The following is a 20,470-nucleotide window of genomic DNA, read 5'->3' on the forward strand; positions in this document are numbered from 1 at the left end:
AGAACATCATTTGGGAGACGACATGCCGATGACAGTGCACGAGTCGCTGCCTGCCGAACGGGCCGGTAGGCCGGCGGGTCCGGAACTGCTGGACCGCCGCGCGATGTTCGCCGCGACCGAGATCGACCCCGCGCTGGGGGTCACGGCCGGTGATGCAAAGTTCGCGGGTGTGCCGTGCCGGACTCTTCGGGCCGGCGACCGGGCCACCATCCTCTACCTGCACGGGGGTGGATACCGGATGGGTAGTCCGGAGGCATACAACGCCTACGCGGCGAAGATCGCGGCCGGCGCCGACGCCACGGTCGTCCTGCCGCGGTATCGGCTCGCGCCGGAGAACCCGTTTCCGGCCGGGCTGCGCGACGCCATCGCTGTCTACGAGGCACTCACGTCCGCGGCGGAGGGACCGATCGTTCTTGCCGGTGACTCGGCAGGCGCCGGTCTCGCCGCTGCGGTGATCGTCGCGGCAAAGACGGGCGGTCTGCGCACTCCTGACGGGCTGATGCTGCTGTCGCCGTGGCTCGACCTGCACTGCTCGTCGCCGTTCTACGAGACCGCACCCGACGTCTTCTTCCCGCTGGCGACGGCTGAGTCGGCACGCGAGGACTACCTGCAGGGCGCCCCTGCAAGTGACCCGCTGGCGTCGCCGTTGCTGGCCGATCACACCGGATTCCCGGCCACCCTGATCCAGGTCGGCGGCAACGAGGCGCTGGTCGGTGATGCACTCGGGCTGGTCGGGTCACTCGCGAAGGCGAATGTCACCTGCACGCTGGAAGTGGTTGCGGATCAAGGACACACTTGGCCCTTGATCTACCCCGACCACAGCGTCTCCGTCGCGTCGATCGAGTCGTGTTCTCGGTTCGTCCAGTCGATCGAACGGACCGGACAGGGCTGATGACTGTGTGGGCCGAGGGTTCTACCTGTCCGTAGAACCCTCGGTAGTGGTGTCATCGGTCGTGTCGTGCTCTGTGGACAACGTCTCCATAAGGCTCCGCATGGCACGCATGTCGGAGCGCAGTTCGTCGAGTTCGGAACGAAGGCCGTCCAGTGTGTCGGCGGGTGACTCCGGACCGGTACTCGTAGCCGGTACCGGTTCGCGCCGCGCATCCGTCGACGACGGTGGCGTCGGCACATCGGATGAGCCGGTTCGTTCCGGAGCGAACCCGTCGAGGAACACCGAGGTGACGGTAGCCGTTATAGATTCGATGTCGGCTGCGAGCGTGTCCCGGTGCCACCTGACCGACTGGAAGACGCACTCTCGCATCATCCGCTGGAATTCGAAGACGTCGATACCGGACTTGAATTCACCGCCACGCACGCCTTCATCGACTACATCGAACCACACCCGGTGGGAGGACTCTACGGCTCCGGCGATCTCCGCATACTCGGGAAGTGCACCGAGGTTGTCGAACTCGTTCTGATAGATTTCCGTAGCGTAGGGGTGCTGATTTGCAACTTCCAGGGAAACCCGGACTATGAGTTCGAGACGGCCACGGGCCGTTCCGGTGCTGGTCAAGGCGTTTGTGTAACTGCCTACCAGGTCCGTCAGGAAACTCCTCAGGATCTCGGAGACGATCGCGTCCTTGGAGTCGAAGTAATGATACAAAGTCCCGGAGTTCAGGCCCACCGCATCGGCGATCTCGCGGATCGTGGTGGCCGAGATGCCTCGTTCGGAAAATAACCGAGCCGATTCGGCCAGGATCATCTGACGCCGGCTGGCTGTCACTGTTTACCTCTCGTATGCGGACGATTCGTGTAGGTGCCGCCACGAGGCTATCAGCGGGTCAGGGCTGTTTTACCTCGGTGGCGGCGCCGGGTTCCTCGCTCCCGAATGGGGTCGTTGCGTGGCTCAGTCGGCGGGGGGAGGGGCCAGGGCTATCGGAGGGGCGATCTCTGCGGCGGCGTCATCGCCCGAATCGCTTGCACCGCAAACGTCGTGGTCCGCACACTCGCGCGCATCCTCGACCTCCGCTCCTCTGCCGATCTCGGTTTCGAAGGTGGATTTCCACTGGGCGAGCTGCTCTGCGGTCCAGCCGAACTGTGTACGTTCACCGAGCAGGCGATCGGCGATCCTTACAACCATTGCTACCCGGGCCGCGCGTCGCGACTCGACCTGCCCGAGAATGTCTGCCGGGGTCAAGGGTCGTGTGCTCGTGCGGTAATGCGCCCAGGTGGTTTCGAGGGCGTCGGATTCGGAACAGTCCCTGAGGAGTTCGGCCCAGTAATACTCACCGAACCCCTCCGGCAACGCGTACTGTTCGATTCCGGACCGGATCCGCAGGATTTCCCGGCAGGTGAATACGTCGACGGTCTTGACTCTCATGACGCGATCGCAATGCGGGCGACCGGTGTGAGGTAACTGTCTTCGATCGCGAGCGCATCACCCATCGACATCCACCCCTCCTCGGGGTCCGGCTGTGCGTTGGCGTCGTTCTCCACGTCGATCGAACTCATGGACTGGGTCCTCCTGTGCGGAAGCGATGGGTGTGCGGATTATGCGGACTGCGGGTCGTCGGCGGGTTCTTTCGACCACGCCAGGTTCTGGTCACCCCACGTGCGGGGTGGGCGGGAGAAGACCTCCTCGAGCATCGGCATGAAGAACTCGAGAGGTTCCGAATCGTAGTCGGGGTCGAACGACTCCTGGTCCCAGGCTGCGCAGAAGTGGGCGCAGCTGTCGAAGTACGGCGAGTCCCGGTACCGGTCACGACTGTCGGTCGGAATGCCGAGCTTGTCACCGTAGTGGTAGGTCTGGAAGACACCGTGGTGCTTGACGATCCACACCGCCTCGTCGTCGAGGACCGGTCGCAGGATGGCGGCGGCGACCTCGCTGTGATTGTCCGGGCAGAGATCGTCGCCGATGTCGTGCAGCAGTGCGGCGATCACCAGATCGACACGGGCGCCCTCCCGGTGCGCGCGGGTCGCGGACTGCAACGAATGCTCGTAGCGATCGACGCGGTAACCGAAGGTGTAGCCCTTCATCGACTCGAGCAGACGCACCACCGTCCCTAGCCAATGGTCGCGTCGATGAATCGCGGCCTCGTCCCGGATCAGTTCCATCTCCGCGGCAGTGGCGTCGTCCATCCGGGAGAATTCGACGGTACGGGTGTTGTCGACCATGTCAGTTTCCTTCGGTGTCGGTGTCGGTGTCGGTGTCGGTGTCGGTGTCGGTGTCGGTGTCGGTGTAGGTGATCGGTGTCGGTGTAGGTGATCGGTGTGAGTCGGCCCGCGGCAGTCAGGCCGAGCGGACGGTGGTTTCGCTCGGGGCGTCTTTCTCCGCGGTGAGGACCAAACCCTTGGTCTCCTGAGTGAAGTAGGCGGCGGCGGCAACAGCCAGTGCGAGCACGATGACGTACCAGGTGAACAGGTCCGGCGTGCCGCGGGCGGTCAGCCACGAATTGAGGTAAGGCGCAGTACCTCCGAAGATCGCGGCCGCGAGCGACACGGCGATTCCCGTACCTGCCGCGCGGGACTTCGTGGAGAACAGTTCGGCGAACCAGGCGACCTGCGTACTGGCCGCGAGTGCCTGGATGACGAGCGCCAGGGACATCGCCACGACCAGGGTGACGGCCGAGTCGTCGAGCATGCCGGACAGGGGGAAGGCGAGCAGGGCCACCAGCAGTCCCCACACGATGTTGTTGGGGCGACGTCCGAACCGGTCGGCCAGCAGTGCCGCGAGCGGGAGAGCGAGGATGAAGACGACGTTGGCGACCACGCCGGCCCACATCGCCAGTTTGTCGTTCACGTTGTAAAAGCTGATGGCGTACGCGGGCGCGTTCACCGACCAGGTGTACGAGAAGACCGATGTGCCGCCGACAAGGAGGACGACGCGCAGGATCGAGGTGCGCTGCGCCCAGATGTCCCGGAGTGCGGAGCGGGCCGACGACGGTGCCCCCGCGCTCACGGCCTCGGCGGCCTGATCGGTGAAGGCTTCGGATTCCTCGAGGCCACGGCGGAGGTAGAGGGCGAAGAAGCCGAGTACACCACCGATCAGGAACGGGATTCGCCAGCCCCAGTCGGCCATCGTTTGGGAGTCGATCCCGGTACGCATCAACGCACCCAGGAGGGTGGCGAGCACGGTTCCGCCGACGGTGGACATGATGACAGTGGTACCCCACAGCGCGCGGTTGTCCGGCCGTGCCACCTCGGCGATGTAGGTGTACGAACCGCCCTGCTCACCACCGTGCGCGACACCCTGAACGCAGCGGACGACGAGCAGCCACAGCGATGCGAACACACCGATCTGCTCATAAGTGGGCGCGATCGCGATGAGGACGCTCGATACTGCGACGAGGGTCATGGTCAGCACCATGACGAATTTGCGGCCGCGGCGATCGGCGACCAGCCCGAAGAGCAGGCCGCCGATCGGGCGCATGACGAACCCGACCGCGAACACCGCCATCGTCGACAACAGGTTCGATACTTCGTTGGTGGAGTTGAAGAACTGGTTGGAGAAGTAGACCGCGAAGATCGCGAACACGGTCCAGTCGAACCACTCCAACGTGTTTCCCATGTTGACGGCCATGATCATCCGAGCTCGGCCTTTGGCCCGAGGCAGGTTCGGCGGCGTCGGCCTTCCCGAGGGGTCGTTCTGCGTTGGCGAGGCGGTCATGCCGGTTCTCCTTGTCGGGAGCATGCTGTGGGGTTGAGGGGACGGAGGAGCAGGCGCGCGGTGTGCGACGGCTGTTCGAGGGACACAGTGCCGTCGTGGGGCCATCGGCCTTCTGCACCTGACCGATTCGGAGTGCGGTCGGGGGCATGAAATGCCGAGGGGTGTGTGCCGTATGGCGCGCGTCACAAATCTAGGACTATCCGCGAATAATGTCAATCAAGCGGTTGGCTGGCCCCCGGTTCATCGAGGTCGGGGGGTGAATCTCTACCGATTCGGGCCGCTCGGCGGAGTGTATGTGCAGGTCGGAAGAATGCGGGCCTGCGCAGGTCGTGGGTGCGGCCCACCGGTGTTGCTCGCCGAAGGCGACGGCATCGTCCGAAGGGCGGCTTACATTCGTAACTTTTGTAAGATAGAGTTTCGCCACGTCCGACTCTGTGACCCCAATCTCACCCCTGGAGGCGCTGTGACTGTGTACGACGAATCGACTGCGATCGGAGGTGGTCCGGATTCGACAGGTGAGTGGCGACCACGTGCCACGCCCCCGATCGGGGTCGACCTCAGCAATGCGCAGAAACTCGCCTGCGCGTTCCGGATCCTGGCGCACAACGGCTTCAGCGAGAACATGGCCGGCCACATCACCTGGGCCGATCGGGACGACGACAGTCTTCTGATCAACCCGTGGGGGTTGTGGTGGGACGAGGTCAAAGCCTCCGACGTGTGCCGTGTGGACGCGAACGGTGCTGTGATAGAAGGAAAGTGGGATGTCACACCCGCCTATCACATCCACACCGAACTACATCGGCGTCGTCCTGACGCCCGGGTGGTCATCCACAACCACCCGTACTACGTGACCTTGCTGGCCGCCGTCGGTGTGTTGCCGATGATCGCGCACCAGACCGGCAGCTTGTACGACGACGACCTGTCCCTGGTCGACGAGTACGGGGGCGAGATCAACGACGCCGAACTCGGCCGCGGCCTCGCCGACCAGATCGGCGATCGTAACAACGTCATCCTCGCCAGCCACGGCATCATCACAACAGCCGACACGATCGAACTCGCGGTCTACCGCGCGGCCTCGATCGACCGGTTCTGCCGGTTGGCGTATGACATCCTGCTGCTCGGCAAAGACCCACTACCGATCGAGAAGAGCATTCGCGTCGCGATGCAGAAGGCGCTCGTCGAGCGCGCGGCCGGTGTCTACTGGGCAGGCGCCGTACGCAAGCTGATCCGTACCGATCTCGACGTTCTCGACTGACAACATCTGTATCCCAAACGTTTACGGTTGCGTGAGTAGCGCAGCCGGATTCGCCGACCCCCGACAATTGAGGAGCGTGCGAGATGGCCAATCTCGACGAACTGATCCACAACACCGACTTCACCCAGAACGTCAAGGGAAAGGTGACTTTCCTGCCCGAGCCGGAGAAGGCGCACCGGCCCTTCCCCTTCATCTCCGTCGACGACCACATCGTCGAGCCGAAGGACACCTTCGAGGGGCGCCTGCCGGCGAAGTTCGCCGACCGGGCACCCAAGGTCATCCACCGGGACGGCGCGGATATCTGGGTGTACGACGGTAAGGAGATTCCGAACGTCGGCTTCAACGCGGTCGTCGGACGCCCGGTCGACGAGTGGGGCTTCGACCCGCAGCGCTTCGAGGACATGCGCCGCGGTTCGTGGGACATCCACCACCGTGTCAAAGACATGAACCTCTCGGGTGTGTATGCGTCCCTGAATTTCCCGTCGTTCCTCCCTGGATTCGCCGGCCAGCGTCTGCAGCTCAGCACCAAGGATCAGGAACTGGCGCTCGCTGCGACCCGCGCCTACAACGACTGGCACCTCGAGGACTGGGCGGGTCCGTACCCGGACCGCATCATCCCGTGCCAGATCCCCTACTTCCTCGATCCCGAGATCGGTGCGCAGGAGATCTACCGCAACGCCGAGCGCGGCTTCAAGGCGGTGACCTTCTCCGAGGGTCCCCATGCCCTGGGGCTGCCGTCCGTGCACTCGGGTCACTGGGACCCGATCATGCGGGCGTGCGAGGAGACCGAGACCGTCATCAACCTGCACATCGGCTCGTCCAGCACGTCGCCGAGCACGTCGGAGGACGCCCCGCCGGACGTGTCCGGCACACTGTTCTTCGGTTACGCCATGTTCGCGACCGTCGACTGGCTGTTCTCGAAGATCCCGGTACGCTTCCCGAACATCAAGATCGTGATGTCGGAAGGTGGAATTGGTTGGGTTCCAGCACTTCTCGACCGTCTCGACCACATGACCACGTACTCGTCGATGTACGGCACGTGGGACGGCATCGACATCTCCCCCGCGGACGTGCTCAAGCGGAACTTCTGGTTCTGCGCCGTGGAAGACCCGTCGACGATGGTGCTGCGCGACCGGATCGGCATCGATCACATCCTGCTGGAGGAAGATTACCCGCACAGCGACAGCCTGTGGCCGCGGACCATGGAGGTCGTCAGCGAATCCATGAAGGGACTCTCCGCCGACGAACTGCGCAAGATCACCTGGGAGAACGCCTCCAAGCTGTACCGGCATCCGGTGCCGCAGAGCGTGATCGACGACCCGAACAGCTTCTGACCGGATTCTGAACGGCCCCGGCCGGACGGCCGGGGCCGTTCAACCGAAGAACAAGCGGTCCCGCGCGACCGCGGGATCGAGGGCAACGGCAGGTCGTTCCGGGTCGTGCGGATAGGTCTGTACGTCCCGGAGGTGCCGGGCCGCGATCACCCGCGCCGATGCGGCGTCGCCGTCCTCGATGCACTGCAGGATCTGGCCGTGCACGGCCAACGCCTGCGCTCGTTCGGCCGGCGGGATGCTCTCCGGGTCCGCTCGCTCGCTGGCCCAACCCGTCACGTGGCTCGACCACAGGGCTTCGAGGGCTCCCGCCAACACGATCAACGACCGGTTTCCGCACAGGTGCACCACGGATTCGTGAAACCGTCGCGAGAGCGTGGTTGCGGCAACAAGATCGTCGACATTCGAGAGGGATTCCTCGTGCAGCGCGCGAAGGACCGGAACCACTTCGGTGCCCCTGTCTTCACGTTCCGCGCACAAGGCGGCGCACATCGGCTCGACCTCGTGGAGAGCGCGGCCGACGTCGTCGATGTCCGTCCCCGACATCGCGAGCACCATCGAGAGGCTGTATGCGACATTTCCGGGGGTGGGTCGGTGCACGACGGCTCCGCCCCGGTTACCGCGCCGGACACGGACGAGACCCTCGGCTTCGAGGATGCGCAGGGCCTCACGCAGGGACTGCACGTTCACCGGGTACTGCTCGCGCAGTTCGGCCTCCTTCGGCAGGAGGTCACCCTCGTTCAGGTCGCCCCGCAGGATGCGCTCGCGGATCTGGTCTGCCACCATCTCGGCCAGCCGCCGCCAGCGCAGGCTGCTCGGATCGGGACTCTGCGACTTCCCGCCCTGTCCCTGTGCAGGTACTGCCGTCACGTCCTTGTGCCCCCTGGAATCCATAACGGCTGAATTTACCAAATTTACAGAACTTAGCTGCGGTCGACGGTTGTCACCTCGGCGTCCACCAGGGTGGTTCGTCGTGGCACACCCGTGCCACATCGGCCGCTGTCATACCGAACATTCGCCGACGGCGCGGCGCACCGCCCGCTCGACCGGCGGATCCTCCATGAGGATCAGGACTCGGTCGGTCGGGCGGTGCGTCCGGTGCTGATGCTGCGCGGGGATCAGGCCGTCGATGGTTCACCGTTTCTTCCGGGCAGTCGCGTTGCCGCCAGCCCGCCGAGCACTGCGCATGCGGCGATCAACATGTAGGCCCACTGGAACCCGATGCCCTCGTACAACGGAATTCCGCCGGTCATCGCCTGAATGTTCGCATTGAGCACCACGAACACCACGGTCGTGCCGATACCCGCCATCAGGGTGCGACTCACCTCGGTGAGGCTGGAGCTGACCACCTGATGTTCGGGTGGCACCGCCGCGATGACGAGGTTCGGGATCGCGGCGCCCGCCAGTCCCACACCGAGATGGGCCAGGCCGGTCGCGGTGAGCACGAGCAGTTCGTCACCCCGCCCGACGCCCATAGTCAGCGCGCCGACCGCGATGGCCACGGCCGCCGCGACCATGTGCACCTTCGCTCCGAGTCGCCGCACGGTGAGCCCGACGATCAGTCCGCCGCCGACGATGCCGATTCCGTTGATCACGCCGAAGATCGCGAACTCACCGGCAGTCATGCCGAATCCGTAGTCGCCGCCGGCTTCGCGAGGCGTCATCGCCATGATCGCGAGGATCGAGCTGGTCGTGGTGCCGACGCCGTACACCAGACCCGAGGCGAGCACCGTGTACAACAGCGCCGGACGTCGCAGTTGCTGCAGATCGACCAGTGGTTCGGGGACGTGGCCCGCCTGCACGATCCAGGCTGCGAACAGCGCGCACCCGACCGCCAGCAGACCGAGCGTTCCGGCGCTGGTCCAGCCCCACTGCGGCGCCGAACTCACCGCGACCAGAACGGCAGCGACCGAGCTGCCCAGTAGGAACGCACCTACCAGATCGGGACGCGAATCCGTGGACCGCACCGGGGATTCCGGCACCACGAGCAATGCGGCGACCGCCAGTACCGCCGTGAGGACGGTGACGAACCAGAAGGCGCCCGCGACACCGTGATTGTCGATGAGCCAGCCCGCGAGGAACGGCTGCAGCACGACGACGATACCGGTGCCGGTCACGGTGACACTGACCGCGAACGGCACGATCTTCTCCGGGAAGACGTCCCGGATCAGCGAATAGCAGAGGAACGCGACCGAGAAGATCGCACCCTGCAGCGCCCGCCCGAGAAGGAACATCGGGAAGCTCGACGCGACCGCGGACAGCAGGGATCCGACGAGGGTGATGGCGAGCACGATCATCAACAGGCGCTTCTTGCCGTACATGTCGGCGAGCTTGCCCACCAACGGCATCGCGATGCTCGCGATGAGGAACGCGATCGTCATGGTCCAGCCGGCCTGTGCTGTCGCGTACTCGGCCGAGATGGCAGGCAATGCGGTACCCGCGAGGACCGCGGACACCGGGATGATCTCGCTGACGAGAATCAGGACGATCAGAATCGAGACCAACCGGGGCGTCCACCGGTGGGTGTCCTCCGCGACGGCGGCGGTGCCACCCGCCGGCACCGCGCCGTCGACGGTGCCCGTCACTGCGGAAGACCCTTCGTTCCGGCCGGCGGCGGCGTGTACCGGTGGCCCCACACCGCGCCCTCGGTGATCCGGTAGGTCGGGGCCGCGCCTTCGATTCGCTCACCACCCCATCCGATCTCGGTGGCGTGACCCTCGGGGGAGTAGGTGTAGAACGAGAGCATCCGGTCGTTGGTGTGCTTGCCCAGCGACTGCATCATCGGAACTCCGAGATCGTGGGCGCGATCGAGAGCCTTGCCCACGTCGTCGAGGTCGACGGTCTCCACCATGAAGTGCAGCAGCGCAGGGCCCGCGGCAGGATTGAGTCCGAGCGTGTGCTGGCGCGCGTTGCAGCCGAGGAAGTAGCTGGTGCCGCCGGGCAACGCGAGCGAGTTGCGTTCGGCGAATCCCAGTACCCCTACGTAAAATTTGTAGGCCGCTTCCGTGTCGACACAGTTGAGGATGACGTGTCCCATGCCTTGATCGCCGGTGACGAAGCCGGACACGTGCGGAAGCTCCACACGCCGATGGCTCAGCACCGGCCCGTAGAACAGTTCCACCCGGTTGCCGGACGGGTCGTCGAATGCGGCGAAGCCCGTGACCTGCCGCAGCGCACACTCCTCGGCGGTGCCGGCACGGGTTTCGATGCCCATGGCCTCGACCCGGGACACCAGATCCTTCAGGTCGGAGCGGTTGAGTACCTCGAAGCCGACGGCCTCCAGTCCCGGCGTGGCCGATTCGGTGACGACCAGGCGCGGCGGGTAATGGTCCATGCGGTAGTGCAGTGAGTCCGGCGACGGGCCGTCGACCGGCATCATGCCGATGAAATCGCGGACGAAGGTATTCCACCGCTCCGCCGACTCGACGTTGAGCCGTAAGTATCCCAGTGACAGAACAGGCATTGTGTACTCCTCGAGATCAGTAGAGGTTGCCGGGTTCGCCGGTAAGCATGTACCGGCCGTACTCGAAATTGACGATGTCCGGCAGGTTGATGGCGTGGTGCTGGCCGGCATGGACGTCGCGCCAGACCGATTGCAGGGCACTCGACAGCGCGATCGACCGTGGCCCACCCACCTGGTAGGCCTTGTCCGCCGCCGAGACCGCGAGCCCGACGGCCGCGATGTGATCGCGTTTGGTGCGCTGACGCATCGCCATCGAGACCGGCTCGCCGCGTTCGACGGCGTCGAAGGCGTCGGCGAGGTCGGACTGCAGGATTCGGTACGCGGTATCGACCTCGAAGTCCGCCTCGGTCAGGCGTGCCAGTGTGGCCGCGTGCGGCATCTTGGACGCGTCGATCGTCAAGCGGGACTTGTGGATCGAGACAGCTTCGTCGATCACTCGGCGGGCCATGCCGATCAACGGCACTGCGACGGCGTTGACGAACAGGGTGTACCAGGGCAACCGGAAGAGTCCGGCGGTGTTCACCTCGTTGCCGGGATAGCGTTCCGCGTAGAGGTCGACGACGTCGTGCGTGCGATGCTCGGGCACGAATGCGCCGTCGACGACGATGTCGTTGCTGCCGGTGCCGGCGAGCCCGGACATGAACCAGACGTCGTCGATGGTGTAGTCGGCGCGGGGGAGCAGCAGATGGATGTGCTGCCCGGTGCGCTTCCCCTGCTCGTCGGTGACCATCGCGCCCAGGAAGACCCAGTCGCAGTGATCGCTGCCCGACGAGAATCCCCACCGTCCGGTCAGTTCGTAGCCGCCCGGCACGATCTTGGCGGTGCCGGCCGGACTGTAGGACGAACTGATCCACGCGTCGGGGTTCTCTCCCCATACGTCCTTCTGGGCCTGATCCGGGAACAGGCCGAGGTGCCAGGAGTGGACGCCGACGACACCGGTGACCCAACCCGCCGAGCTCGACAGCCGCGCAAGCTCGTACATCGCGGTGTTGAAGACCCCCGGATCGGCCTCGAACCCGCCGTAACGCTTGGGTTGGATGAGTCGCATGACGCCCGCGTCGCGCAGGATTTTCGCGGTGTCCGCCGAGAGGCGGCGCTCCTCGGCGCACTCCGCCTCGAGTGCCTTCAGACGGTCGCCTGCGGCGAGGGCGGTGTCCAGTGCTTCGTGCCGGAACTCCATGTGGGGAAACTCCTTCGATGTCAGAGGGGAAATCAGCGGGTGAGGAAATCGGTGGTGAGCGACTCGAAGTCGTGCTTGCGCTCGACCTGCGCCCAGTGCCCGCATTCACCGAGGATGTGCAGGTCCGCCTTGGGCATGCGCCGGAGCGCGAACAGGGCGCCGTCCGGCGGCAGCATGCGGTCGTCGCGTCCCCACGTGACCAGGGTCCGGTGCGGGATCTCGTCGGTGCGTGCCCACAACGGAGCCTTGCCGGGCAGTGCCAGCGATGCCATGACCGCGCGCATCCGCTCGATGGCCCGGGGGGCGGTGGCGTTGTTCCAGCGTTCGTCGAGCAACTGCGGTGTGATCGTCGCCGGGTCGTAGACCATCGAGTCGACCCAGGCCTCGAGCGCCTCACGGGTGGGGTCGACGAGGAACGCGTTCAGACGCCGGGCACCCTCGCTCATCATCGGTCCGAGCAGCGGCGCGTACAGGCCGCCGGGGCCCATCAACACCAGGCGCTCGACGCGTTCGGGTGCGAGCGCCGCCGTCTCGAGTGCAACCCATCCACCCATGGAATTGCCGAGGAGGTGGGCCTTTTCGATACCGAGGTCGTCGAGCAGCCTGACCATCGACTCCGCGGCGAGTTCGGGGTACGGGCGGTCGTACTCGATATCCGGGCTCGCACCGAAACCGGGCATGTCGACGACGATGGTGCGGAAGTTGCGCGCGAAGACCGGCAGGTTCTTCGAGAAGTTGGACCAGCCGGAGACTCCCGGGCCCGACCCGTGCAACAGCACAAGCGGATGACCCTCACCGGCCTCGTGAAAGTGCAGTTGGTCGGTGGCTGACGGCCCGGAAGTGGTGGCGTCGTAGTCGAGGGTTTCCATGCTATCCAATCTCTTTTGCGGGGAGTGCATTTCGTCCCGGCGAGGCCGAGAGGACCCACGGGGAGGTGGGTCCACCACGGTGGGAACGTGGTGTGAGGCGGGTCACGAATGTGCATTATGGTAGCCGTTGTGGTCGACCTAATCAAGCGATCGATTGGAAAGCCAATCAATCGTTTGATAATTCCGCCTCGAAGGCGTTACCGTGGGGTCCGGCCGTCATGTGACGGCCGACACGATCACGAGTTCGGGCCCGGGAGGCAGCGATGGACAACGCGGTGGCTGCGCGTTACAAACAAGCCGGTTGGTGGGGTACGCGCTCGCTCGGTCGAGTGGTGGCCGACCACGCAAAGAGGATTCCCGCGGCGCCGGCCTTCGTCGCGGGTATGGACCGGACGAGCTGGCGCGACTACGACGTCTACGCCGACGCGATCGCGGCAGCACTGGTCGGCGCCGGGATCGAGCCCGGGGAACGAGTCGGAGTGCTCCTTCCGGACACTGCCGACGTACACGCGGCGTTGGTAGGAACCGAGCGCGCCGGTCTCGTGGCGATGGGCATCGGCGCACGTGCCGGTGACGCCGAGATCACGCACCTGCTGGGCCGTTCCGGTGCGGTCGCGCTGATCACCAGGGCGGACGACCGTGGCCGCGACGTCGAGCAATTGGGGAAGCTTTTGCTCGCGGCCGGGTTGCCGGTCCGCATACACTTCGTCATCGGTAACGGGCAGGTGCAGATGCTGCGTCGGCTCGATTCCGGGAGCTGGCGTGAGGTCCCGATCGAGTTCGCCCCGCACGACGTGGTGCGTCCGCGTGCCCTCGGCCCGGACGATGTCTCGATGCTGAACTCCACCTCGGGGACTACCGGCCTGCCGAAGTGTGTGGTGCAGTTCCAGAATCGCTGGATGCACTTCTCTCAGCTGGCCATCGAGGCCGGCGAACTCGGGCATGACGACGTTTTCCTCGCAGCTGTTCCTGCCCCCTTCGGTTTCGGACTGTGGACGAGCCACTTCGCGCCGACTCTGCTCGGGGCACCCACGGTGTTGCTGCCTCGTTTCAGTGCCGACGAGATGGTGCGAAAGATCGAGGAAGAACGGGTGACCGTTCTGTTCTGCGTCAGTACGCAATTTCGCATGCTGCTCGCGTCCGATCTGGCGGAACAGGTCGACCTTTCGTCCCTGAAGGTCATGTTCACCGGCGGGGAGGCGGTGCCTTACCCCGATGCAGCGCGATTCGAGGACCGGACCGGCGCCACTGTGCTGCAGTTCTTCGGATCCAACGAGAGTGGCGCCTTCAGCTACACGACGACCAAGGACCCTCGGGAGAAGCGGCTGACGACCGCGGGACGGATAGTACCGTCGATGACCGTTCGGCTGTATGACGACGAGGGGCGGGACATCACCGCGAGTGGCGGACCGGGACAGCCGGGTGGGACGGGGCCACTTCTGAGTATGGGGTACTACGACGACCCGGCGGCCAACGACGAGCTCTACGCACCGGACGGCTCGCTGCTCATGGGAGACCTGGTCACCATCGACGACAGCGGCTATCTCACGGTCGTCGGCCGCAAGGCCGAAATCATCATCCGGGGAGGGAAGAACATCTCGGCCGCCCACGTGGAGCGAGAGATGGAGACTCACCCGGACGTAGAGATGGCGGTGGCCGTAGGGCTTCCCGACGACGTTTTCGGTGAACGGGTTTGCGCAGTCATCAGCGGAAGTTCCGCTGCCGGTCCGACACTTCCCGACCTGACCGCGCATCTGGTCGAGCACGGGATAACCAAGGAGTACCTGCCCGAATATCTACTCGTCGTCGACGAGATACCTCGATCTTCGGGAGGCAAGCTGGCCAAGGGGAAGGTTCGAGATCTGGCTCTGGCAGCGCTCGCCGCCGGTGAACTCGAGGTTGCGGCGAGCGTCGGCCGCCTCGAGCCGGCAGGCAAAGGTGCACAAGGATGAATCCATCCGCGACCGTACTCGTTCCCGGTGGGACAGGCGGTCTCGGAGTGGCGGTCGTCGAACGGCTGCTGCGCGACGGCTGGCGCGTGGTGGTGCCGTCTCGTTCCGAGGCCGCCGATCGGCGACTGGCCGGGCTCGCCGACAGCGAGCTGGAGCTGGTTCGAGCCGACCCGCTGGACGAGGCAGCGGTCGGTCGCGCGGTCGAGGTGGCAGCCTCGCGGACCGACGCACCGCTACGTGGGCTGGTGAACTTGGTCGGTGGCTTTGCCATGGGTGGACGAGTCCACGAAACCAGGGTCGAGGATTTCGATGCACAACTGTGCCTGAACGTACGCCCGACATTCCTGGCCAGCCGGGCCGCGCTGCCGCACATGATCGCGACCGGTGGCGGGTCGATCGTGTGTATCTCCAGCGCAGCTGCCCGCGCCCCGTTCCCGGGAGCATCCGGCTACATCACCTCGAAGGCTGCACTGCTCGCGTTCGTCGACGTGCTGGCCACCGAGTACCGCGCCGAGGGAGTGCGGGTCAACGCCTTGCTGCCGACGGTGATCGACACCCCCGCCAACCGCACGTTGCAACCGAACGCGGACCGGTCCGCGTGGGTGACAACCGACCTGGTAGCCCGGACCGCCGCGTTTCTGGTGTCCGAAGAATCCGTGCCGACGACCGGCGCTCATATACCGGTGTCGGCGATCGGCCCCCGTGAGAGATCAGCCCGATGAGAGGGAAAGCCGTTGCGGTAGGGGCCGCTGCGTCAGTAGGAAGAACGCACGTCAGTGGGCCACGATGCTGTATTCGCCGAAGAAGGGAATCCCTGTGACCGAGATCGGCCAGCCGAACCGCGTTGTCAGCTTCACTCGAATGGACGAGTCGACGAAGGAGGACATCGATCTCATCTTCACCGAGTCGAAGAAGTTCCTCAACGATCGCTTGGTCGACACCATGATCGACTTGCTCGACTCCCTCAAAGGACCGACGCTGGGATACCAGGTCGACCGCTATGAGCACTCGCTGCAAACGGCTTCGAGGGCTCTCCGCGAAGGCGCCAGAACAGATCTGGTCGTCGCGGCCCTGCTGCACGACGTCGGTGACGCCATGGCACCGGCGAATCACGCAGAACTGGCAGCGTCGATCGTCCGTCCCTATCTGGACGCGGAATCGACCTGGGTCGTACAGCACCACGGCATCTTCCAGGGTTACCACTACTGGGACCGGCTCGGGCTCGATACCAATGCACGCGAAAAATTCCGTGGCTCTCCCTATTTCGATACCTGTGCCCATTTCTGCGCCGAGTGGGATCAGGTGTCCTTCGACCCGGCATACCCCACCTTGCCGATCGATCACTTCGTGCCGATGTTGCGTGAAGTCTTTGCCCGCCCGGCATCCGGTTTCGGTACGGACTGACAAGTGGTGCGACGGTCGGTCTCATACATCTGCAGCGAATCGTGTCCAGAAATTCGATGACCGTGTCGCCGGCAACTACCAGCCGGCGACACGGCAGAGGAACCCGTCGATCTACTCGTCGGTTCCGAGAATCATGGCGCTCGTGGGCACACCGGTACCTGCAGTCACCAACACATTCTCTACTCCGTCGACCTGGTTCACCGACATCCCGCGAACCTGCCGGACACCTTCCGCGATGCCGTTCATGCCGTGAATGTAGGCCTCACCCAATTGCCCTCCGTGCGTATTGATCGGGAGACTGCCACCGAGTTCGATTTCACCGTCACGAATGAAATGCTTGGCATCCCCTCGTTCGCAGAAACCGAACTCTTCGAGTTGGCACAACACGAACGGTGTGAAGTGGTCGTAGAAGATCGCTGTTTGAATATCCTTCGGGCCCAACCCGGTATCGGACCACAACTGTCTACCTACGACGCCCATTTCGGGCAGGAACGTGTCCTTGTCGGCCCGGTAGTAGCTCGTCATCGAGTGCTGGTCGTATCCCGAGCCCTGCGCGGCGGAACGGATAACCGCGGGCTTTGACACGAGGTCGCGTGCTCTTTCCAGACTGGTGATGACGAAAGCTTGACCACCATCCGATTCCTGGCAGCAGTCCAGAAGATGCAGCGGTTTGGCAATCCACCGCGAGGCCTGGTGATCTTCCAATGTGATGGGCGCTTCATAGAACCATGCGTTCGGGTTCGTCGCTGCATGGCGCCGGTCGGCTACCGCGACGCGTCCGAAGTCCTCGCTGGTCGCGCCGGAGACGTGCATGTACCGACGAGCCAGCATCGCAACCCACGACGCGGGGGTGAGCAGCCCATGGGGGACATACCAACCGAAGTGCGCCGCCCGGGCGTCCGGTGCCAATCCCTCCACGCTCATAGCTCTACCGAAGCGCCTGCCGGATCGTTCGTTGAACGCTCTGTAACACAGAACCGTTTCAGCAGCGCCTGTCGCGACTGCCATCGCAGCATGTAGCACGGTACCTGCAGCGGCCCCGCCGCCGTAGTCGACCAGACTGAAGTAGGACAGTTCCTTGCACCCCAATCCGCGAGCCACCTCGATCGTCGGGTTGGTGTCCATCGAGAAGGTCACCATACCGTCGACTTCGTGCGGCGAAATCCCAGCGTCATCGAGAGCCGCTTTGCATGCTTCGAGGGCAAGCTGCAGCTCGGAACGACCCGATGCTTTGGAGAATTCGGTAGCCCCGATGCCGACGATCGCTGTTTTGTCGACGATGTTATGCATGTGCAGTCACCTCGTTACTGTCCAGGGCGAGCACGGCAGTTCCCGACACGTGGACCCCCAAGGAGTTTCGACCCTCTATCGACACGCGAGCCGTTCCGTCCTCTGAGAGCTCGTCTATGTGCCCTGTGAATGTCAGACAGTCACCGGGAAAGTTCGGTGCTCCGAGGGTGATATCGAGCTTCTTCAATCGTGCTTCGGGGCCGGCCCAGTCGGTGATATACCGGCCCACGAGGCCGTTCGTCGTCAGGATGTTCATGAAGATGTCTTGTGTACCGGCCGCTCGGGCAGCATCGCGGTCGTGGTGAACGGGCTGGAAGTCTCGTGTGGCAATGGCGCCGGCGACCACGAGGTACGTCGTAACGGGAACGTCGGAGGCAGGAAGACGATCCCCGGCCTGGTAGTTCTTCACGGCAGTACTCCTGTTCGGGGTTCGGTGGCGGACGGCTACGCGCACAGTGACGCCGTCGGCAATGTCAACTCGTCGTCTACCGCATGTGCGGTTACCTCGACTTTCATGCCGATCTCGACGTCGTCTTCCCTGGTTCCTTCCAGGTTCATCACCAAACGTGGACCCTCGGTCAGCTCGATCAAGGCAACGATGTACCCGTCCTGGAAAGGTGGCACGATGGGATGATGCATTACGACATAGCTGATCAATTCGCCCTCGCCCGACATCTGTCTCGGCGACCAATCCAACGAGTGGCAGTTGGGACACATAGGCACTGGCGGGTGGCGCAATTCTTCGCATGAGTTGCATCCTTGAACTGAAACCCTCCCGGCCTTCAGTTCGTCGTAGAAGAACTGGTTGTCACCATTGATCGGGGGACGAGGTCGTATCGCGTCAATCATCTTCTCTGCCTTGAGTATTGGTGTACCACAATGTTCGGAAACGCATCGAACCGACAAATTGCTCCGTCTGGTCCGTATAGGTGGTGAGGGTCGTGACAAAATAGCCGGAACCGAGTTTCGTCGACTTCCGCGTTGACAGATGTTCGACCTTCTCGGCGCAGGTCAGCACATCACCCGGAATCAGGTATCGCGCGTACTCCTGCGCGCAGTTCACTGCAACGACGTTTGCGAAACCTCCCTCACGTAACAGGCTGTAGACACGTTCGACATCATTGGGACGCGACGCATCGATCTCACCGGGGCTGGGCATGTTCCACACCTGTAGCGCACTGGGCGGAGCCACGACATCCGGGTGTCCTGCTTGTTCCGCCGCTTTCCGGTCCAGATATACCGGATTCCGGTCCCTGATCGCATCACACAGATGATGAATCATGGGTTCATTCACCGGATCCCGCGCAACCGAGACCCGTGCATCACCCGACTCGATGATCAGGTGTATTTCCTTTTCCATACGGTCTTGGTCCATCATCTCCCCCTCGACCGCGCGTAATCGGATGTGCGCAGGGCAGTGAGAAGGTTGGTTCGGCTGTTCTTGTCGAAGTCTTCCGATATTCTGTCCACATCTTCCTGCGTCAGAAGTCGATACTGCAGATCTGCGGACGGCCGGTAGTAGATGACATCGTCCACGTACCACAATTCGTTGCGCAACTGCACTTTGTCGATCTTGCGCGTCGCAGTGACGGGAACGTTGGTGACGATTCGGACATATTTGGGAGCCCACTTGGTCCCGAGGTCGGGTTGGTCTTCCAGGAACTGCGCAAAGCCGCCGGGGTCGAAGTGTCGGGGATCCGCGACTTGCAGTGTCGCCATGACCTGGTCCCCCGTCCGCTCGTCGGGAGCCGGATACACTGCTGCAAGAACGACCTGAGGGTGGCGTGAAAGGATGCGCTCTATCGGCGCAGCCGAAAAGTTCTCGCTGTCGACTCGCAACTTTTCCCCGGCCCTGCCCGCGAAATAGAAGTAGCCGTCCTCGTCGCAGTATCCGAGGTCGCCGGTCAGGAAAATATCTCCTCGGATCCGTTCGTCGGCAGCCGAGGGATTCTTGTAATAGCCCTCGAATTGTCGGGCACCGGTCAGATTGGCCATCTCTCCGATGGCCTCGCCTGCATTCAGGAGGCGACCGTTCCGGTCGAATCTGGCGCGGGCGCATTCTTCGAGCGTCTCCGGATCGAGGATTGCTGCCCCCATCTCGTCTCGGGGACGTCCTAACGCGTCTTCGGGCGTGTCCGTTGTTCTGACGATCGCGAGACCGCCTTCGCTGGCTCCGTAGCTTTCCGTGGGAACTATTCCGAAGCGACGTTCGAACTCCTCACGGTCGACTTTCGACGCTTCGGTGCCGAATGCGAACTTGAGGAAGGTTTGCTTCTCCTCGGGGCGTTCGGGTCGGGACAGGACGTACGCAAGTGCGCGGCCGACATAATTGAAATACGTCGCCTTGAACTTCAGAAGGTCGTCGACGAAGCGCGAAGCCGAGAATTTTCGGGCCAGCGCAAATGTTCCGCCGGTGTACAGAGGATTCGACCAGCACGCCATGAGTGCGTTGCCGTGGAAGAGTGGCATGGCGTTGTAGGAGACGTCGTCGCGCCCGAGGTTCATGTGCGCACGCGATGCAATTCGCGCAAATCGACCCGTCGAGCAAATTACTGCCTTCGGTTTTCCCGTGGATCCGGAAGTGAAGAGGAGCAACAACTGTGTCTGTGGGTCATGTGCTGCAGGAACATCCGGTATTCCGCGATCTCGATACGAGTCGAGCCGATTGCTGTACTCCGACGAATCGATCAGGATGATCTTGTCCGGGTGTAGCCCGAGTTGGAGACCCTCCAGGCGTTTTACGAGAACGCTGTCGGTGATGATCATCTCGCAATCGGTGTAGCGGATATCCGCGGCCAGTTCCTCACCGTTTCGAGTCAGATTGATGCCGACCGCCGTCCCTCCCGCGAAGGAAGCACCGCCTATTGCGAACAGGTAGTCGGGAACGTTCTCGAGCATGATGCCGATATGAAAGGGCCGGTCAGGGTCATGGAGGTCCTGGAACAAATGGGCTCGTCGGCTCGATTCGGCGACGAACTCTCGCCACGACCATTGCGAGTCCTCGAAAAGGAGGGCGGGATGGTCATCCGCCGCCCGCCTCCGTAGCAAGTCCGCCGTGGTCAACGGGGCATCGTGATTCAACAGAACTCCTTTCGTGGCCACCATTCTGGGATCGGTCAT

At 63.7% G+C, this 20,470-nt stretch carries 21 protein-coding genes; 6 read left to right on the forward strand and 15 right to left on the reverse strand.

Translation table 11 applies throughout. From position 1 onward, the window contains the following. Nucleotides 1-28: 28 nt before the first annotated feature. Nucleotides 29-892, forward strand: a complete 864-nt coding sequence (locus EQ874_RS02815; protein ID WP_165369181.1) for an alpha/beta hydrolase — start codon at nucleotides 29-31, stop codon at nucleotides 890-892. A gap of 21 nt (nucleotides 893-913) precedes the next feature. Here EQ874_RS02815 and EQ874_RS02820 read toward each other — a convergent pair whose 3' ends face one another. The 5 genes from EQ874_RS02820 to EQ874_RS02840 form a co-directional block, all read right to left on the reverse strand. Continuing rightward, the gene (locus EQ874_RS02820) at nucleotides 914-1,723 is read right to left on the reverse strand and encodes a TetR/AcrR family transcriptional regulator (protein ID WP_242496613.1); all 810 of its coding nucleotides are present in this window, start codon (nucleotides 1,721-1,723) and stop codon (nucleotides 914-916) included. 123 nt (nucleotides 1,724-1,846) lie between these two features. Then, nucleotides 1,847-2,320, reverse strand: coding sequence for a hypothetical protein (locus EQ874_RS02825; protein WP_207213462.1), 474 nt, complete (start codon nucleotides 2,318-2,320; stop codon nucleotides 1,847-1,849). After that, the gene (locus EQ874_RS23345) at nucleotides 2,317-2,451 is read right to left on the reverse strand and encodes a hypothetical protein (RefSeq protein WP_277986173.1); all 135 of its coding nucleotides are present in this window, start codon (nucleotides 2,449-2,451) and stop codon (nucleotides 2,317-2,319) included. Before EQ874_RS23345 ends, EQ874_RS02825 begins: the two co-directional genes overlap by 4 nt. Before the next feature lie 39 nt (nucleotides 2,452-2,490). Continuing rightward, nucleotides 2,491-3,114: an HD domain-containing protein gene (locus EQ874_RS02830; RefSeq protein ID WP_165369182.1), complete on the reverse strand. Its 624-nt coding sequence runs from the start codon at nucleotides 3,112-3,114 to the stop codon at nucleotides 2,491-2,493. Between the two features lie 115 nt (nucleotides 3,115-3,229). Then, nucleotides 3,230-4,606 carry an MFS transporter gene (locus tag EQ874_RS02840; RefSeq protein ID WP_242496614.1) on the reverse strand — a complete coding sequence of 459 codons (1,377 nt, stop codon included), beginning with the start codon at nucleotides 4,604-4,606 and terminating at the stop codon, nucleotides 3,230-3,232. Between the two features lie 490 nt (nucleotides 4,607-5,096). Here EQ874_RS02840 and EQ874_RS02845 point away from each other — a divergent pair, with 490 nt between their 5' ends. Together EQ874_RS02845 and EQ874_RS02850 are read left to right on the forward strand one after the other, a co-directional pair. Beyond that, complete coding sequence (locus EQ874_RS02845) at nucleotides 5,097-5,861, forward strand: class II aldolase/adducin family protein (protein ID WP_165369203.1); 765 nt, start codon at nucleotides 5,097-5,099, stop codon at nucleotides 5,859-5,861. 83 nt (nucleotides 5,862-5,944) lie between these two features. Beyond that, on the forward strand, nucleotides 5,945-7,195 hold the full coding sequence (locus EQ874_RS02850) for an amidohydrolase family protein (protein WP_129975431.1): 1,251 nt from the start codon (nucleotides 5,945-5,947) through the stop codon (nucleotides 7,193-7,195). A 39-nt stretch (nucleotides 7,196-7,234) separates the two neighbouring features. On the opposite strand, the gene EQ874_RS02855 is transcribed toward EQ874_RS02850, so the two are convergent. The 5 genes from EQ874_RS02855 to EQ874_RS02875 all read right to left on the reverse strand — a co-directional run bounded on the left by EQ874_RS02855 (nucleotide 7,235) and on the right by EQ874_RS02875 (nucleotide 12,704). Continuing rightward, entirely contained in the window at nucleotides 7,235-8,062 is an 828-nt protein-coding gene (locus tag EQ874_RS02855; RefSeq protein WP_129975433.1) for a GntR family transcriptional regulator, read from the reverse strand. Between the two features lie 248 nt (nucleotides 8,063-8,310). Then, complete coding sequence (locus tag EQ874_RS02860) at nucleotides 8,311-9,777, reverse strand: MFS transporter (protein ID WP_165369183.1); 1,467 nt, start codon at nucleotides 9,775-9,777, stop codon at nucleotides 8,311-8,313. Further along, nucleotides 9,774-10,655: a VOC family protein gene (locus EQ874_RS02865; RefSeq protein WP_129975436.1), complete on the reverse strand. Its 882-nt coding sequence runs from the start codon at nucleotides 10,653-10,655 to the stop codon at nucleotides 9,774-9,776. The genes EQ874_RS02860 and EQ874_RS02865 overlap by 4 nt, the downstream gene beginning before the upstream one ends. A 16-nt stretch (nucleotides 10,656-10,671) precedes the next feature. Continuing rightward, complete coding sequence (locus tag EQ874_RS02870) at nucleotides 10,672-11,835, reverse strand: acyl-CoA dehydrogenase family protein (RefSeq protein WP_129975438.1); 1,164 nt, start codon at nucleotides 11,833-11,835, stop codon at nucleotides 10,672-10,674. 32 nt (nucleotides 11,836-11,867) lie between these two features. Next, complete coding sequence (locus EQ874_RS02875) at nucleotides 11,868-12,704, reverse strand: alpha/beta fold hydrolase (RefSeq protein ID WP_129975440.1); 837 nt, start codon at nucleotides 12,702-12,704, stop codon at nucleotides 11,868-11,870. A gap of 263 nt (nucleotides 12,705-12,967) precedes the next feature. Here EQ874_RS02875 and EQ874_RS02880 point away from each other — a divergent pair, with 263 nt between their 5' ends. The 3 genes from EQ874_RS02880 (at nucleotide 12,968) to EQ874_RS02890 (ending at nucleotide 16,060) form a co-directional block, all read left to right on the forward strand. Then, a complete protein-coding gene (locus tag EQ874_RS02880; protein WP_129975442.1) occupies nucleotides 12,968-14,656 on the forward strand; it encodes a class I adenylate-forming enzyme family protein in 1,689 nt (562 codons plus the stop codon). After that, entirely contained in the window at nucleotides 14,653-15,378 is a 726-nt protein-coding gene (locus EQ874_RS02885; RefSeq protein ID WP_129975444.1) for an SDR family NAD(P)-dependent oxidoreductase, read from the forward strand. Before EQ874_RS02880 ends, EQ874_RS02885 begins: the two co-directional genes overlap by 4 nt. A 94-nt stretch (nucleotides 15,379-15,472) precedes the next feature. Next, nucleotides 15,473-16,060 (forward strand): HD domain-containing protein, encoded by a 588-nt coding sequence (locus EQ874_RS02890; RefSeq protein ID WP_242496615.1) that lies wholly within the window; start codon nucleotides 15,473-15,475, stop codon nucleotides 16,058-16,060. A gap of 111 nt (nucleotides 16,061-16,171) precedes the next feature. Here the strand turns inward: EQ874_RS02890 and EQ874_RS02895 are convergent, their stop codons facing one another. Genes EQ874_RS02895 through EQ874_RS02915 form a run of 5 tightly spaced genes read right to left on the reverse strand, consistent with a single transcriptional unit; the run spans nucleotide 16,172 to nucleotide 20,470 of the window. After that, entirely contained in the window at nucleotides 16,172-17,350 is a 1,179-nt protein-coding gene (locus EQ874_RS02895) for a lipid-transfer protein (RefSeq protein ID WP_129975448.1), read from the reverse strand. After that, nucleotides 17,343-17,759 carry a MaoC family dehydratase gene (locus EQ874_RS02900; RefSeq protein ID WP_129975450.1) on the reverse strand — a complete coding sequence of 139 codons (417 nt, stop codon included), beginning with the start codon at nucleotides 17,757-17,759 and terminating at the stop codon, nucleotides 17,343-17,345. Before EQ874_RS02900 ends, EQ874_RS02895 begins: the two co-directional genes overlap by 8 nt. Nucleotides 17,760-17,794: 35 nt before the next feature. Then, a complete protein-coding gene (locus EQ874_RS02905; RefSeq protein WP_129975452.1) occupies nucleotides 17,795-18,199 on the reverse strand; it encodes an OB-fold domain-containing protein in 405 nt (134 codons plus the stop codon). Continuing rightward, a complete protein-coding gene (locus EQ874_RS02910) occupies nucleotides 18,192-18,728 on the reverse strand; it encodes a MaoC family dehydratase N-terminal domain-containing protein (RefSeq protein WP_129975454.1) in 537 nt (178 codons plus the stop codon). The genes EQ874_RS02905 and EQ874_RS02910 overlap by 8 nt, the downstream gene beginning before the upstream one ends. Continuing rightward, a complete protein-coding gene (locus EQ874_RS02915; protein WP_129975456.1) occupies nucleotides 18,725-20,470 on the reverse strand; it encodes an AMP-binding protein in 1,746 nt (581 codons plus the stop codon). The genes EQ874_RS02910 and EQ874_RS02915 overlap by 4 nt, the downstream gene beginning before the upstream one ends.

The sequence above is a fragment of the Rhodococcus sp. Q1 genome, from assembly GCF_004153645.1.
GTDB lineage: Bacteria > Actinomycetota > Actinomycetes > Mycobacteriales > Mycobacteriaceae > Rhodococcus > Rhodococcus gordoniae.